This window comes from Hydrogenovibrio kuenenii DSM 12350 (genome assembly GCF_000526715.1).
Lineage (GTDB): Bacteria > Pseudomonadota > Gammaproteobacteria > Thiomicrospirales > Thiomicrospiraceae > Hydrogenovibrio > Hydrogenovibrio kuenenii.
Map to the genome: position 1 here is coordinate 396,710 of NZ_JAGP01000001.1, position 14,828 is coordinate 411,537.

At 42.9% G+C, this 14,828-nt stretch carries 16 protein-coding genes; 8 read left to right on the forward strand and 8 right to left on the reverse strand.

Annotated features, from left to right (window positions below):
• Positions 1 to 63: 63 nt before the first annotated feature.
• From N745_RS0101815 to metK, 3 genes are all read right to left on the reverse strand, one after another.
• Positions 64 to 798, reverse strand: a complete 735-nt coding sequence (locus N745_RS0101815; protein ID WP_024850436.1) for a 16S rRNA (uracil(1498)-N(3))-methyltransferase — start codon at positions 796 to 798, stop codon at positions 64 to 66.
• Positions 799 to 824: 26 nt separating this feature from the next.
• On the reverse strand, positions 825 to 1,682 hold the full coding sequence (gene metF, locus N745_RS0101820) for a methylenetetrahydrofolate reductase [NAD(P)H] (protein WP_024850437.1): 858 nt from the start codon (positions 1,680 to 1,682) through the stop codon (positions 825 to 827).
• 113 nt (positions 1,683 to 1,795) lie between these two features.
• Positions 1,796 to 2,953: a methionine adenosyltransferase gene (gene metK, locus N745_RS0101825; RefSeq protein ID WP_024850438.1), complete on the reverse strand. Its 1,158-nt coding sequence runs from the start codon at positions 2,951 to 2,953 to the stop codon at positions 1,796 to 1,798.
• Between the two features lie 341 nt (positions 2,954 to 3,294).
• On the opposite strand from metK, the gene N745_RS0101830 reads away from it, so the two are divergent.
• From N745_RS0101830 to N745_RS0101840, 3 genes are all read left to right on the forward strand, one after another.
• Complete coding sequence (locus N745_RS0101830) at positions 3,295 to 5,082, forward strand: GGDEF domain-containing protein (RefSeq protein WP_024850439.1); 1,788 nt, start codon at positions 3,295 to 3,297, stop codon at positions 5,080 to 5,082.
• A 171-nt stretch (positions 5,083 to 5,253) separates the two neighbouring features.
• Positions 5,254 to 5,775 (forward strand): 5-(carboxyamino)imidazole ribonucleotide mutase, encoded by a 522-nt coding sequence (gene purE / locus N745_RS0101835; RefSeq protein WP_024850440.1) that lies wholly within the window; start codon positions 5,254 to 5,256, stop codon positions 5,773 to 5,775.
• A gap of 144 nt (positions 5,776 to 5,919) precedes the next feature.
• Positions 5,920 to 7,029, forward strand: a complete 1,110-nt coding sequence (locus tag N745_RS0101840) for a 5-(carboxyamino)imidazole ribonucleotide synthase (protein ID WP_024850441.1) — start codon at positions 5,920 to 5,922, stop codon at positions 7,027 to 7,029.
• Between the two features lie 29 nt (positions 7,030 to 7,058).
• Here N745_RS0101840 and N745_RS0101845 read toward each other — a convergent pair whose 3' ends face one another.
• Genes N745_RS0101845 through N745_RS0101855 form a run of 3 tightly spaced genes read right to left on the reverse strand, consistent with a single transcriptional unit; the run spans position 7,059 to position 10,519 of the window.
• A complete protein-coding gene (locus N745_RS0101845) occupies positions 7,059 to 8,528 on the reverse strand; it encodes a bifunctional ADP-dependent NAD(P)H-hydrate dehydratase/NAD(P)H-hydrate epimerase (protein ID WP_024850442.1) in 1,470 nt (489 codons plus the stop codon).
• 21 nt (positions 8,529 to 8,549) lie between these two features.
• Complete coding sequence (locus N745_RS0101850; RefSeq protein ID WP_024850443.1) at positions 8,550 to 9,317, reverse strand: undecaprenyl-diphosphate phosphatase; 768 nt, start codon at positions 9,315 to 9,317, stop codon at positions 8,550 to 8,552.
• A gap of 17 nt (positions 9,318 to 9,334) precedes the next feature.
• Positions 9,335 to 10,519 (reverse strand): class I SAM-dependent methyltransferase, encoded by a 1,185-nt coding sequence (locus N745_RS0101855; protein ID WP_024850444.1) that lies wholly within the window; start codon positions 10,517 to 10,519, stop codon positions 9,335 to 9,337.
• Between the two features lie 176 nt (positions 10,520 to 10,695).
• On the opposite strand from N745_RS0101855, the gene N745_RS0101860 reads away from it, so the two are divergent.
• Both N745_RS0101860 and N745_RS0101865 read left to right on the forward strand, forming a co-directional pair.
• Entirely contained in the window at positions 10,696 to 11,160 is a 465-nt protein-coding gene (locus tag N745_RS0101860) for a FliG C-terminal domain-containing protein (protein WP_024850445.1), read from the forward strand.
• A 26-nt stretch (positions 11,161 to 11,186) separates the two neighbouring features.
• Positions 11,187 to 11,639: a FliG C-terminal domain-containing protein gene (locus tag N745_RS0101865; protein WP_024850446.1), complete on the forward strand. Its 453-nt coding sequence runs from the start codon at positions 11,187 to 11,189 to the stop codon at positions 11,637 to 11,639.
• Between the two features lie 7 nt (positions 11,640 to 11,646).
• On the opposite strand, the gene folB is transcribed toward N745_RS0101865, so the two are convergent.
• Positions 11,647 to 12,006, reverse strand: coding sequence for a dihydroneopterin aldolase (gene folB, locus N745_RS0101870; protein WP_024850447.1), 360 nt, complete (start codon positions 12,004 to 12,006; stop codon positions 11,647 to 11,649).
• A 92-nt stretch (positions 12,007 to 12,098) separates the two neighbouring features.
• Here folB and plsY point away from each other — a divergent pair, with 92 nt between their 5' ends.
• Positions 12,099 to 12,683 (forward strand): glycerol-3-phosphate 1-O-acyltransferase PlsY, encoded by a 585-nt coding sequence (gene plsY / locus N745_RS11565; protein ID WP_407636465.1) that lies wholly within the window; start codon positions 12,099 to 12,101, stop codon positions 12,681 to 12,683.
• Between the two features lie 97 nt (positions 12,684 to 12,780).
• Here the strand turns inward: plsY and tsaD are convergent, their stop codons facing one another.
• The gene (tsaD, locus tag N745_RS0101880; protein ID WP_024850448.1) at positions 12,781 to 13,815 is read right to left on the reverse strand and encodes a tRNA (adenosine(37)-N6)-threonylcarbamoyltransferase complex transferase subunit TsaD; all 1,035 of its coding nucleotides are present in this window, start codon (positions 13,813 to 13,815) and stop codon (positions 12,781 to 12,783) included.
• Positions 13,816 to 14,076: 261 nt separating this feature from the next.
• On the opposite strand from tsaD, the gene rpsU reads away from it, so the two are divergent.
• Together rpsU and N745_RS0101890 are read left to right on the forward strand one after the other, a co-directional pair.
• Entirely contained in the window at positions 14,077 to 14,292 is a 216-nt protein-coding gene (gene rpsU, locus N745_RS0101885; RefSeq protein ID WP_024850449.1) for a 30S ribosomal protein S21, read from the forward strand.
• A 33-nt stretch (positions 14,293 to 14,325) separates the two neighbouring features.
• Positions 14,326 to 14,778: a GatB/YqeY domain-containing protein gene (locus N745_RS0101890; protein ID WP_024850450.1), complete on the forward strand. Its 453-nt coding sequence runs from the start codon at positions 14,326 to 14,328 to the stop codon at positions 14,776 to 14,778.
• The last annotated feature ends 50 nt before the right edge of the window (positions 14,779 to 14,828 follow it).

Sequence of the window (14,828 nt, forward strand, 5' to 3'; positions counted from 1 at the left end):
GTTGCTTACCCAGCCTGGTAGATTTTGCTAGCTTTATTTTTACGAAAATCTGCCAGGCTGGGGTTAGAAATCGCCCCATTTGGCTTGTAGTATGGATAAAACTGCCATGCCCGCAGTTTCGGTGCGCAAAATACGGGGGCCAAGTGTTATGGGTGTCATGCCATGTTGTTGTGCGTTTTTGACTTCATCGTCAGTCAAGCCACCTTCTGGGCCTACAAGCAAGTGTAGCGTTTGTTTAGCCAAGCTATCTTCAAGGGTGTTTAGGCTTTGTGATGCATAAGGGTCTAAAACCAATCCGGCAATCTTTGGGTTTTGTTTAAACCAGTCATCAAGCGACAGGCTTGGCAGAATGGTAGGCACCACATTTCGGTTCGATTGCTCGCAAGCATTGATGGCGATTTCCTGCCAATGCTGTTCTTTTTTGCTGAGCTTGTCGCCTTGCAATTTCACATCGCAATGCTGTGTCCAAAGCGGTTGGATATCGGTGATGCCGAGCTCCACACATTTTTGGATGGTGAAATCCATGCGGTCGCCTTTGGAGATGCCTTGTAGCAATACGGTCTTGAGCGGCGATTCGGTGTTTGGTGTTTCAACACTGTTAATCAGCACATCCGCGGTGCGACGGCTGGTGTGGATGAGCGTTGCTTGTGCTTGCGTGCCTTTGCCGTCGAATAATTCGACAGGACGTTCATGCTTTAAACGAAGTACGGTTAAAGCATAATGTGCCTGTTCTTTTGTAAGAGAAAGCGTTGCCCCTTCTGTAAAGGCTTCGGGAAGATAAAACCGTGAAACTCTCATAAAAGGCTCTTGATGATTAAAGTGAATTAATCGTTTCGAAAGGTCAACGACTTGGCAATATCAAGCACAGGTTGCGTTTGGTTCATGCTGTAAAAATGAATGCCCGGTGCACCAGCATCCAACAAGCGTTGGCACATTTCGGTAACGACATCTTGACCGAATGCCAGTAAGCTTTCTTTATCATCCTCAAAACTTTCTAAACGACACTTCAACCAGCGCGGTACTTCTGCGCCACAGCCTTCGGAAAAACGTACGAGGTTTTCATAGTTGGTGATGGGCATCACCCCTGGAATGATCGGCAAGTCGATTCCGTGACGTTCGCAATTGTCGATAAAGTAAAGGTAGCTATCTACATTGTAGAAATATTGTGTAATAGCTGAATCGGCACCTTGATTGACTTTGTGCTTGAACCATTTGATACCGACTTCGCAGTTGCGTGCTTGCGGATGTGTTTCTGGGTAAGCCGCCACTTCTAGGTGGAAGGTGTCGCCTTTTTCTTGTTTGATAAAGGCGATGAGGTCACTGGCATATTTGAATTCGCCTGGATCCATCATGCCAGAAGGTAAATCCCCTCGAAGCGCAACGATACGCTTGATTCCCAGTGCTTCATAAGTGTTTAACAGTTCCAAAACACTTTCTTCTGAGGCACCGATACAAGTCAGGTGAGGCGCTGCGTCAAATGGCGTGTGCTGCTGAATATAGCTGACCGTTTCCAGTGTTTTTTCTTGAGTTGTTCCGCCAGCACCATAGGTTACAGACATATATTCCGGAGCCATTTCGCCTAATTCATTAATAACGGTTTTGAGTTTTTCTACGCCTGCTGGTGTGCGCGGCGGAAAAAATTCTAGGCTTAGTTTTTGCGGATATTTTTTTTGTGAATTCATAGCTTTTTGTCCTCTAAAAATCGAAGGGGCTTAGCCAGCCTGGTAGATTTTTAGTTCTTTGTGCAACGCCAGCTTAAAGTGGCTGGCGTTAGGTTTTGTCAGACTTGTTCTGATTATAAACCGGCGTCTGCTCTCAAAGCTTCAGCCTTGTCGGTTTTTTCCCAGGTAAATTCTGGTAGTTCACGGCCAAAATGACCGTAAGCTGCTGTCTTTTGGTAAATTGGACGATATAAATCCAGCATGGCAATTAGACCTTTAGGTCTCAAGTCAAAATGCTCACGAACCAATTTTTCAATGGTGGATACCGCAATCTTTTCAGTGCCGAAAGTTTCGATGCTGATAGAGGTCGGCTCTGCCACACCAATCGCATAAGAAACTTGGATTTCGCATTTATCTGCCAAACCGGCGGCAACCACATTTTTCGCAACATAACGCCCGGCATAAGCAGCAGAACGATCCACTTTTGAAGGGTCTTTTCCAGAGAAAGCACCACCACCGTGACGAGCCATACCGCCGTAGGTATCTACAATGATTTTACGCCCCGTCAAACCAGCATCACCAACAGGCCCACCGATGACAAAACGCCCCGTTGGGTTGATGTGATATTGCGTACCAGCATGCAACCATTCTGCCGGTAAAACAGGCTTGATGATTTCTTCCATCACCGCTTCATGTAAATCTTTATTGGCTATGTCCGGGCTGTGTTGAGTTGAAAGAACGACTGCATCGATCGCAACAGGTTGACCGTTTTCATAACGTAAAGTCACCTGGCTTTTCGCATCAGGACGTAACCAGCTCAACACACCGTTCTTTCTCAACTCAGCTTGTTTTTCCATCAAACGATGTGCATAGAAAATCGGTGCAGGCATTAATACATCGGTTTCATTAGATGCATAACCAAACATTAAACCTTGGTCACCCGCGCCTTGTTCGTGTTCAGTAGATTCATCAACCCCCATAGCAATCTCTGGCGACTGTTTACCGATAGAACTTAAAACGGCACAAGTAGAACCATCAAAACCAAGGTCACCGTGGTTATAACCGATGTCGTTAACGACTTTGCGTACCAAGTCTTCCTGATCAACCCAAGCTTCAGTCGTGATTTCACCACCTAAAATAACCATACCGGTTTTAACGAAAGTTTCGCAAGCAACACGCGCACGAGGGTCTTGCTTCAAAATAGCATCTAGCATCGCATCGGAAATTTGATCCGCGATTTTGTCTGGATGACCTTCTGAAACGGATTCTGAAGTAAATACTGTTGTTGTCATGATGTTTGTTCCTCATTCAGTGGATTCAAAAGTGAGGTACGGAAATCAAGGCGAAGGGAATAAGTAGAGGTTCCTCGCTTTAGCCGTACTTTTAATGCGCCCGCAAGCTGATTCATCAAATCGGCGCTATGGTGCGTATTGTCTTGAAAATTCAATGATTATGCAAATTTTTTCTGAAATTTAACCTTACTTTTTATAAGAGACACTGAATTAAGATAATTGTTGAGCGGTGCTGGTTATTTTTACTTGGCCTGTAATAAAAATGTCATTTCAACGTCATAAAAACCTGAATAGTAGCTCAGTAAGATACCGCGTTTACAACTGTCTATGGAGACCTCGGGATGTCGGAAGCCTTATTGTGTGAAGAAACTCAGGCCAAGTTAGCTGTTAGCCCTTTAGGCAGAGAGTTGTTGGCTATTTTTCAGCAAGAAAATATTAGTACGCTTTTTCAACCGATTGTAAATTTAAAAAAACGTAGCGTGTATGCTTTTGAATGCTTGACGCGTGGTCCCGAAAATTCTCCTCTTTATTCACCGATTAATTTGTTTGGTCTTGCTATGGAGCAGGGCTGTTTGTTGCAGATGGATGTGCTGGCAAGAAACGTCGCCATTCGTAATTTTGTTTCAGCCAGTAGCTTTCACCAAAACCAAGCCAAGGTATTTATAAACGTTACGGTCAGTTCGTTGCTGGATAAGAATCACCGTTCCGGAAAAACGCTAGAATTGTTAGCTCAAAGTCAGTTGGACTTGAGTCAGGTGGTGATTGAAATTACTGAATTACAGCCAATTGATGATTGTGAGATTTTCCTAACGGCATTGAATCACTATCGGTCAATGGGATTTAAAGTCGCGATAGACGACCTAGGTTCTGGGTATAACGGCTTGAAGTTATGGTCGGCAGTAAAACCTGATTATGTCAAAATCGATAAGCATTTTATTTCCAATATTGATACGCAAGCGGATAAATACCGTTTTATGGAAACTATCCTTATCTTGGCAAAAGGGTTGGGGACGAAAGTTATTGCTGAAGGCGTGGAAACTGAGCAGGAACTTCATATCCTAGAAAAATTAGGTGTCGATTTTGTGCAGGGTTTTTTGCTTAAGCGCCCGTCAGCTTTACCAACCTTGTCTTTGGCATATAAGTGGCCTGATAAACGTCAGGTTACTGTCAACGATAATGAAACGGTTAAAGTTATTAATAAACACTATAAATGGGTTGAGCCAAGCGAAACGGTTTATGAAGTGTCAGAATTTTTATTGAATAATCCTGACATTTCCTTTGTTCCAGTGGTGGATAAAGGCCAACCAATCGGTATGGTGTGGCGCCATACTTTAATGAATGTATTGGCAACACAATATGGTCGCAATTTACACGCACGTAAAGCGATTCGAAAATTCATGGATGAACCACTGGTATATGATGTTAAAACACCTTTGGTTGATGTCAGTAATGACATTACTGAAATGGGCGAGCAGGATAAATCAGCCTTTATTATTACGCAATCTGGTAAGTATGGTGGTTGCGGTAGCTTTATGGATTTGCTGAAGGTGATGACAGATCTCAAGATTCGTAGTGCTAAATATGCCAACCCTTTGTCTGGTTTGCCAGGAAATGTACCGATTCAAAATAAGATTCAACAGTACTTAAATGGCAATATGGCTTTTAAAGTGATTTATGTCGATGTAGATCACTTTAAAGCTTACAACGATTGTTATAGTTTTGAGCAAGGTGATCAGGTAATTAGTGCCATTGCCAATGTTTTGGAATCTGTTATGACAGGTAAAGAAGGCTTTGTTGGTCATATCGGTGGTGATGACTTTGTGATTGTTACGGAAGAAGATTACGAAATGGTTTCTAACAGGGTTCTGGATGAGTTCTATATGGTTTCCCAAAGTTTTTACACTGAAGAAGATCGCAATAGAGGTGGTATTCGAGCATTAGATCGTGATGGAGAAAGTCAGTTTTACCCAATGATGACTTTATCTTTGGGGGTGTTGCTTGTTCACCCTGATATTTTTGACCATACCCAGAAGCTGTCTTCTATTGCAACCAAGGCTAAAAAAGGTGCGAAATCTGCGGGTGGTAATCAGTATTTCGTGATTGATTCACGTGACTATATTGAAGATTAATTTGCTTTGATATCTAGGTAAAGCTGACAACAGTTCCATAGATTGTTAGCTGAATTTTTAATGGTATTTTCGTGTAGAGTCAATGACTTAAGTTTGATATTCTTGATTTTTTGTTTTAGGTCTGTAGAATAGCTCCCTTTTTTCCAAAAAACATTTAGGAAGGGTCGAGAAATGTCGTCCAGTCATATTGAAACAAACGCATCTGTTAGCCCGTTGGTTGGCGTGATTATGGGGTCCAAATCAGATTGGCCTACCATGCAACATACGGTAGAAATGCTTGAGACCTTTGGTGTACCTTTTGAAGTAAAAGTTGTTTCAGCTCATCGAACACCTGATTTAATGTTTGAGTATGCGGAGCAAGCTGAAGCCAGAGGCCTGAAAGTGATTGTTGCTGGGGCAGGTGGCGCAGCGCACTTACCTGGAATGGTTGCCGCGAAAACGCTTGTCCCAGTATTGGGTGTGCCTGTGCAATCTCGTGCTTTGAGTGGTAAAGATTCTTTGTTGTCTATTGTACAAATGCCAGGTGGGATTCCAGTCGGTACTTTGGCAATTGGTGATGCCGGCGCAAAAAATGCGGGGATTCTCGCATCACAAATCGTTGCTAACGACTTGCCGCAAGTTAGAGAGGCGCTACGCGCTTTTCGCGAAGAGCAGACAAAAATCGTTTTAGAGAATTTTGACCCTCGCGTTTAATTTCTGAACGGTTATTCCGTCAGTCTATAACAAAAGCCACTTTTAGAGTAAAATGCGCTCTTTAAGTGGCTTTTTAGTTAGTAGCCTTTAATACTTAATTCTTAGCTTTTTTAGACAAACTTTTCTGTGTTTCAAGGAGACAGAATGACCCCTATAACAAAAAAAATCGGTGTACTTGGTGCTGGTCAGTTAGGCAGAATGATGGCGATTGCAGGTTATCCGCTTGGCCAAAAATTCGGTTTTTATGGTATGAATGGCGAAGAGCCTTCAGCTTTATTGGGGCATATGTTTTTCCATACTTCGGATGATACGACTTCCGTCGAGGCTTTGACTAAGTTTGCAGATGTAGTGACTTATGAAAGTGAAAACACTTCAGTTGAACAGGTGCGAGCCATTGCTGAGCATACGCCGGTTTATCCAGGTGAAAAGTCTTTGTTTGTGTCTCAACACCGTGGTCGAGAAAAAGGCATGTTTGATCAGTTGGAAATCCCTTGTGCCCGTTATCAGGTGGTTGATTCTCTAGAGAACTTAAAAATTGCGGTAGAAGAAATTGGACTGCCTGCAGTTTTAAAGACCACAACAGAAGGTTATGACGGTAAAGGTCAGTTTGTGATTAAAGAGGCTGATCAAATCGAACAGGCTTGGCAAACTATCGGTAATCGCGAATTGATTTTAGAAGGGTTTGTTGACTTCAGTCGAGAGTTGTCGATTATTGCCGTGCGCAATGCTGACAATGAACATGTTTATTATCCGTTGGTGCAAAACGTGCATCAGGACGGCATTCTTCGTTACACCATTGCACCAGCACAACAAATCAGCGCAGAAATTCAACAGCAAGCGGAAACGTATATGCAAAAGCTGCTTGATGAACTGGATCATGTTGGTGTGCTAACGCTGGAATTGTTCGAAACGCTGGATGGTTTGGTTGCCAATGAAATGGCGCCTCGTGTACATAACTCTGGGCATTGGACGATTGAAGGGGCTGAAACAAGTCAGTTTGAAAACCATATTCGCGCCATTTCTGGGTTGCCTCTGGGTAGCACTAAACCTCGTCAGGAGATTGCAGCCATGGTCAATATCATCGGTGAAACCGGGCCAGTGGAAACTGTATTGAAAATGCCAAACGCGCATTTACACCTTTACGATAAAGGGGAAAGAGCGGGGCGAAAACTAGGCCATATTAATATTATTTCTGACTCTCAAGAAGCCTTGTTTGAAGATCTAAAAAATCTTGTGGATTTTATGCCGAAATAAAGCTTTGAAACTAAGCTTAAAACTCAGTTTTAAAGCCCGTCAATAATATCTGACGGGATTAAGCTGGTCAGGCTTCTGTTCTCAATAACTTGGTCGGCAATAGCGGCATGTTGATAAACACCCAAACAAGCCGCATCCATTAGTGTCATACCTTGTCCTGAGCCTTGCGCCAGGTAGCTGGTTATCATGCCAGTTAACACATCTCCCATGCCGCCAACGGCCATACCTGCATTGCCCAGTGGGCACAACTCCATTTGTTCACCATCAAAAATCAAGCTGCCATTGCCTTTCAATACAATCACACCACCATACATTTCATGTAATTTTCGGATAGCCGCTAGGCGGTCACTTTGAACTTCTTGCGTTGAACAGCCCAGCATTTGTGCTGCTTCACCTGGGTGAGGTGTTAATACCCAATTAGGTTTTGTTGGTCGTTGTTGTGGGTTTTGTGCCAAGAGTTTTAAAGCATCTGCATCCATAACTAATGGTGTTGGGGACTGCATAGAGTGTTGTAGTGTTTGTTGGAAAAGCTTTTGTGCCCAGTTGTCTTCGCCTAGCCCAGGGCCAATTGCAATGGCGTTGACTTGAGTTAAAAGCATCTCTAACTGTTTGGTTGGGTAGGTCATGAGTTCAGGTTGTTGCTCGGTTAATGTTTGCAAGTGTCCTGGTTGTGAAATGACTTTAACCAACCCTGAACCTGCGCGTAAAGCTGCAGTGGCGGCCAGCTGGATTGCACCAGCCATAGAGTGGTTGCCTCCAATTAGTAAGCTGGTGCCGCTAGATCCTTTATGTGCAGCAATCGAACGCTTAGGCATTTTGTTCTGCCAGTAAGCTAAATCATGAAAATCTGCCAGGCTGGGTATCTGTTCAAACAAAGTAGCGGGGAGGTTTAAGTCGTCTATTACTTTTTTACCGATATGGTCAGCACCTAAACCGGTATAGAGTCCAAGTTTATGAGTGATAAAACTGATAGTGACATTCGCGCGAATCGCGCAGCCATGAATTTGCCCTGTTGTGGCATTGATGCCGGTGGGAATGTCTAATGCCAGTATCGGTTTATGCGCTTGGCTTACTTGGTTGATAATGTCAGACAATTTGCCTTCTATATCTTTATTCAAGCCGATACCCAATAAAGCATCAACTACCAAGTCGGCTTCTTCAAGTTTTGCAGAGGAAAAATTTTGAGAGATGACGCCAAGTTGCGTGAGTTCTGAAAAAACTTGCTGAGCATCTGGTTTGAAATGGTCGCTATTGCCAACAAGGGCAATATCTACTTCTAAGCCTTCTAGGATGGCGTACTGCGCTAATGCTAAGCCATCACCACCATTATTGCCAGTGCCGCAAAGGATGTAGAGTTTTTTCGCTTGTGGCCAATGTTGTCGTAGTGTTTGAAACGCACGATAGGCCGCACGTTTCATAAGGAGGATGCCGGGAAAATTGCCTGAAGCTATTGCCAATCTGTCCAGCTGCTGACTTTGTTCGGCGCTGTAAAGTTTCATGGCTCCTCCTTGCGGTAGGGGTTAGACGAATAAGATCAACAAGATAATACCAAATAGAATACGGTAAATGCCAAAGGCATTAAAGGTAAAACGTTCCAAGAAACGAATAAACACCGCCATTGTTAGGTAGGCAACAACGAAGGCGACAACAAATCCAACCAATAATGGCATCCAACTGGTACTGGCAAATTCAGAATAGTGTTTTACAAAGTCCAGACCGGACGCTGCTGCTAACACTGGCAATGCCAGTAAAAATGAAAATTCAGCCGATGTTTTGCGGTCTAGGCCAACTATCATGCCGCCGACAATAGAAGCTCCTGCGCGGCTAGTACCTGGAATCAAAGCAAAAACCTGTGCGATACCAATCCAAAATGCTTGGCTGATTGTTAAGTCTTCAATGTTGTGTGTGCGGTGTGTGCCTTCGGTATAAAGGCGTTCTAAGATTAAGAAAACAACCCCGCCGATAATAAACATCCAAGCAACGGTTTGGATAGTAAACATCGCTGCGATTTGATGATGAAAAAGAAGGCCGATTGCCCCAATCGGAATAAAGGCGATAATAACATTACCCCAAAGTCTGGCGTGTTCGCTACTGAACTTCTCTTTGTAATGGGAGATCACGGCCAAAATAGCCGCAAACTGAATAATGACTTCAAACGCTTTGTTTTGATCTGTTTGTTGTAAGCCCAACCAGTCGCTGACGACAATCAGATGTCCAGTTGATGAAATCGGTAAGAACTCGGTTAACCCTTCGATAATGCCTAAAATGGCGGCTTGAAGTAAATCCATGTTTAGTCCTCTTTGAATTAAAGTTGGTGTCGTAAATCTCTTAATTGAAAGCCCATAAGAGGGATGTCAGTTTTCTTGGTGAGGGCAATGACTTTAAAGGTTTCGCCCATTTCATCCGGTAGGGTGAGTGTTTTGATTTGCTGCGCAATTTTTAATGATTCTGTAATGTCGTCAGATTGAGTAGTCGATAGTTCTAATAGTCCACTGCTCATTAAAAAGTGCGCTTGGGTTGAGAAACCGGCAATTTTGAAACCTACATCAAAGCCAGACTCCGCCACTGCAGTAAAATCGACATGGGCGGTGATGTCTTGTAATCCAGGGTAGAAAAATGGATTGCTATGCGCCAGATGTTGGTAGTGGCAACGTAGTGTGCCCATGACGCGAGCTGGTTGATAATATTCTTTGCGGCTATAACCATAGTCAATTAATAGCAATAAGCCTTTATCCATAGCTTCAAAAACGGATTTTAACCAAGGACGAATATTGAGGTTGATTTCGGTTTCATAGCCGTCTGGGCTAGGGTTGCCAATAAAATTCAAAATGCCATTGCTAAATCTTTGTAGCAGGCGATCAGTGATAGGAATGTAGTCCCATTCAAACTGCTGCTTGGTCTCATTGTAAATAACCATGGCTTGAGACGTTTGTTGTGGTTCAAGCTTTAGGCGTTCAACAGGCATGGCATCCAACACTTCATTGGCAATAAATACCGCTTCAAGTGGTTCTTCAGGTAAAGAATTGAGCCAAACTACTTTTTCAAACAAATGAGCTGGCAAAGTTTGCAGGGTTTCTTTTTGTACCTGCTGTAAATCTGCGCTGAGCTCAAGAATGTAATAGTGTTCAATCGCTTGTTCTTGAGCATCCAGCTCCAGCAGAATATTTTTTGCCATCACGCCGCGACCAGCACCAAATTCTACCAGGCTGGGGTGCTCAAGTGTTTTGAGTACTTGTATTGCTTGGCGGGCAACGCACTGGGAAAACAAAGGGGATATTTCCGGTGCGGTAATAAAATCACCGTGCGCACCAATTTTTGGCAGGCTGTTTGCATAGTAGCCGAGGTTAGGGGTGTAAAGCACCATTTGCATAAATTCTGCAAAGGTTAAGCGGCCTTTTCGTTTTAACTGTTGTTGGATACGCTGACTGAGCTTTTCACTATGAAGCTGTGCCTCTTGGCTAGGCGTTGGTAAGGAATGTTTTGGCTTCATGATGGCATTCTTTGGATGTGGATATAGCAAAAAAATGGAAATTTTGCTTATTATAGTCACATCTCAGCCTAAAATAAGGTTTTTTGGCAGTTAATTTGCTTAGAGATTACATAGTATAAATTTCACAATATTTTGAAATAGAAGAAAGAAAACAGGCGCTTAAAAAAGGCAATGGCATGAAACTAGGTATTAAAAAACTGCATGAAAATGAATGGCAAGTGCACGTTGGTCATACAACAGTTCGTTTGGATCGTTTTTCTGTGGAGTTGTTAAATATCGCATTAGAACATTTGCAGGCGTTAGAGTCTGGCCAAGAGCATTCTGTATTGAAAAGCTATATTCATTTGGCTGAGAGACTGTTGGTACTTAGTTCGGCAGATTTGCAAACCCTGCTTAGATCCATAGCAAATGAAGATTTGTCACGTTTGTTGTTGATTGCTAATAACGCTGAGTTAACACAAAAAGTTTTGTCAAATACGGGCGGGATTCTTGCCAAGCAATTAGAGGCCGATTTGCAGAGAACGCCGATGCCGACACATGAAGATGCGAAAACTTCTATCAGAAGAGTGATTGGAAAAATGTTTGAGTTTGATGGTGATGGCGTCATTCAGGTTCAACCGGGTGAAGAGCGTTACATATAAAGAACTGAGCTTGTAGAGGATTAAGAGTGGAAATTTCAGCAAAGAGAACCAAAACTGGCGAGTACCATGTGGATATTGGCTATGTGACTTTTGAGTTGTCTAAGGAAGCAGTAACGAGTCTCAGTCAAGTTATTAGTAAACGCTTGAGCCAGGGTTCTGATATTGAGCAACAGGCGATACAGAGAAAGTTAAAAATTTATCGCGAGTTGGCTAATAAGCTTATCAATGCTGAGGATCAAATTATTCAGCAAATTGCATTGAGAATGTTGCCAGAGCAGCTAGTAACGCTTGCGAGACTTGCGGGAGGAGAAGGCTTGTTTCAAAAAATTGTGAAAAACCTATCTCGTCAAAACCGTAACCAGTTTCAAGATGACTACCAAGCACTAGATAAAATTAGTGAATATCAGGCTTGTGTCAATATGGAAAAAGTAGTTCCTTTAATTCGCGAAGTGGCGCAGCGCCGCATTGGCACTGAATAATAACAATCTATCGCTGACGATAAATGTTTAAGCCAACGGATTGTGCGGCGGGCACTGCATCAGGTTTGTTTAAGGTGAGTTTTAATGCTTTTACACCTGGTTGAGTAGAAAGGACATGCTCACAAACTTGTTCTGCTAAAGATTCAATCAAATCAAATCGAGAAGCTTCCGTTAAAGCAATAACATCATCACTAACGGTTTTATAACAAACCGTATCTTGTAAATTATCCGATTCACTTGCTTGCTTAAGATCTGTATAAAGATCTATGTCAAACACGAGAGGTTGTTTAATCTCTTTTTCCCAGTCGAAAACACCGATGACCGCATTAACGGCAAGGCCTTTAATAAAGATAATGTCTTGTTGCATAGTGCTCTCTTGTGTCGAATATCAATTTCAAAAACAAAGCAATTATCTCACAAAGAGACTAAAATATCGCCAAGTCAAAAATGAGAATGATTATGGATTTACCAATTTTAGATATTACGATTCTAGCGGGGTCTTATTTATTAGGATCACTTTCATCCGCCATTATTGTGTGTAAATTAATGGGATTGGATGATCCGAGAGAAGGCGGTTCGGGGAATCCGGGGGCGACAAATGTTAAGCGTCTTTATGGCAACAAGCCGGCTGCAATTACGCTTGCAGGAGATTTATTAAAAGGTCTTATTCCGGTTGCGATTTTAAATGTTATGGGTATGTCTCCGGCGCTGGTTATTTCTGCCGGATTTGCTGCTTTTATCGGACATTTGTATCCGGTATTTTTCGGCTTTAAAGGTGGAAAAGGTGTGGCGACCATGTTGGGTGTGATGTTTGGTTTGTCGTTGCCGATTGGGTTAGCTGTTGCAGGTACTTGGTTGTTTATCGCCAAGGTGCTGAAAATATCTTCTATCTCTGCCTTGGTTGCAACCTTGCTGGCACCGCTTTATATTCATTTCTTATCGGGTGAGCCTTCGTGGGTAGCGGTTACGATGATCATGACCATTATTTTATATTGGCGTCACCGTACCAATATCATGCGTCTGATTAGAAAAGAAGAAAGTTAGTTTTTTGAGTTACCCCAGCCTGGCAGATTTTCTCGCCTTACCCCTTCGGGCGACGAGTGCTTCGTTTGATGGAAATCTGCCAGGCTGGGTCGTTGCGTTAAATTGCAGACAACTCTTCTAAGTTCCATCTTGGACGACAAGCGAAATTCAAATCGTTATGTTCACCGGCTTCCAATCTTTTGGATGCAGCATAGGCAATCATCGCACCATTATCCGTACAAAATTCCAGTCGAGGGTAGAAGGTTTCGCCTTTGCGTTTTGCCATCAAAGCATCCAGTTTTAGACGAATTTCTCGATTTGCGCTGACGCCACCTGACACCACCAATCGATTTAAACTTTCTTGCTCTAAAGCACGTTTACATTTAATAGCCAGTGTTTCTGCAACGGAAATTTCAAAGGCGCGGCAAATATCCGCTTTGGTTTGTTGACTATTATCATTTTGCTTTTGTGCAGCCAACCACGTGTTAAGGGTAAAGGTTTTTAGTCCACTAAAGCTCATGTCTAAACCAGGACGATCCACCATTGGTCTTGGGAAAATATAACGTCCCGTTTCACCCTGAGTAGCAAGTTTGGAAACCTCAGGACCACCTGGATAACCTAAACCAAGCATTTTTGCGGTTTTGTCAAAGGCTTCGCCAGCGGCATCATCAAGCGTGTCACCCAATAACTTGTAACGCCCAATGCCATCTACGCGAATAATCATGCTATGGCCACCGGAAATCAGTAGGCAAACAAACGGAAATTCCGGTTGAGTCTCTTCTAGCATAGGGGCGAGAAGGTGACCTTCCATATGGTGTACACCTACCGCTGGGATTTGCCAAGCATAAGCAAGGCTTCTGGCAACGGCGGCACCGGAAAGTAACGCGCCCATAAGCCCCGGGCCTGCTGTGTAACCTATACCTGTGATTTCTTTCGAAGAGACTTGAGCGGTTTCAAGTGTTTGGTGAATCAAAGGTAGAAGCTTGCGGATATGGTCACGAGAAGCAAGCTCTGGCACAACGCCGCCATATTCTGCATGGAGTTTAACTTGACTATATAAAGTATGAGCCAGTAGCCCTTTTTCAGAATGGTATAGTGCAACACCGGTTTCGTCACAAGAACTTTCGATGCCTAAAGTAAGAAGTGTTTGCATAATTAGCGGATAGAAAAACTCGGTGTTAATTAAGTGTTATAGTTGGTATCTGGTTAATGTGATACGCATGAAAATAAAATGGATTTTACCAAATGCGAACCTTCCAAGCAGCGAATTTAGATATTTGCTTGAAATTCCCTCAGTTTTTCGTGAAATTCATTTGCAAAACGGTTCGCATAAATTTATAATTCGCGTTTTCCTGACTTTCAGGGTTATGCCTTTTGTAAAGTCAAAATCAAGAATTTGTAAAAAGAGATTATTATGCCAAGCGTAAAAGTTAGAGATACAGAACCATTTGACGTTGCACTACGTCGTTTCAAGCGTGCTTGCGAAAAAGCAGGTGTATTGACTGAATCACGTAAGCGTGAATTCTACGAAAAGCCAACTTGGGCTAAGAAGCGTATGAAAGCTGCTGCAGTTAAGCGTCTTGCAAAGCGTTTGTCTCGTGAAACTCGTCGTACAACACGTTTATACTAAGATTTATCTTTAAATAGTTAAAAGTTAAATTTAATGTCGAATGAAATCAAAGCCAGCCTAACTTCAGAAATGAAGGTGGCAATGAAGGCTAAAGAAAAAGAGCGCCTTGCGGTTATCCGTTCGATGCTTGCTGCGATTAAGCAAGTTGAAATCGATGGACAAACTACAATAGAAGATGATGCGGAAGTTTTATCGATCCTAGATAAAATGCTTAAGCAGCGCCGTGATTCTCATCAGCAATACACGGACGCAGGTCGTCCTGAGCTTGCCGAGCAAGAAGCTTATGAGATGACTGTGATTCAAGAATTCTTGCCGAGCCCTTTGACAGAAGAAGAAATTTCAGGGCTTATTGATGAAGCGGTTGCGCAATCTGGCGCTGCTTCAATGCAGGATATGGGAAAAGTCATGGGGTTGCTAAAGCCTAAGATGCAAGGTCGCGCTGATATGGCAGAAGTGAGTAAGTTAATTAAAGCCAAGCTTGCCTAATCTTTAGTAAGACATTTTGATTTATTTCGAAAACCCGTCAGTGAAAACTG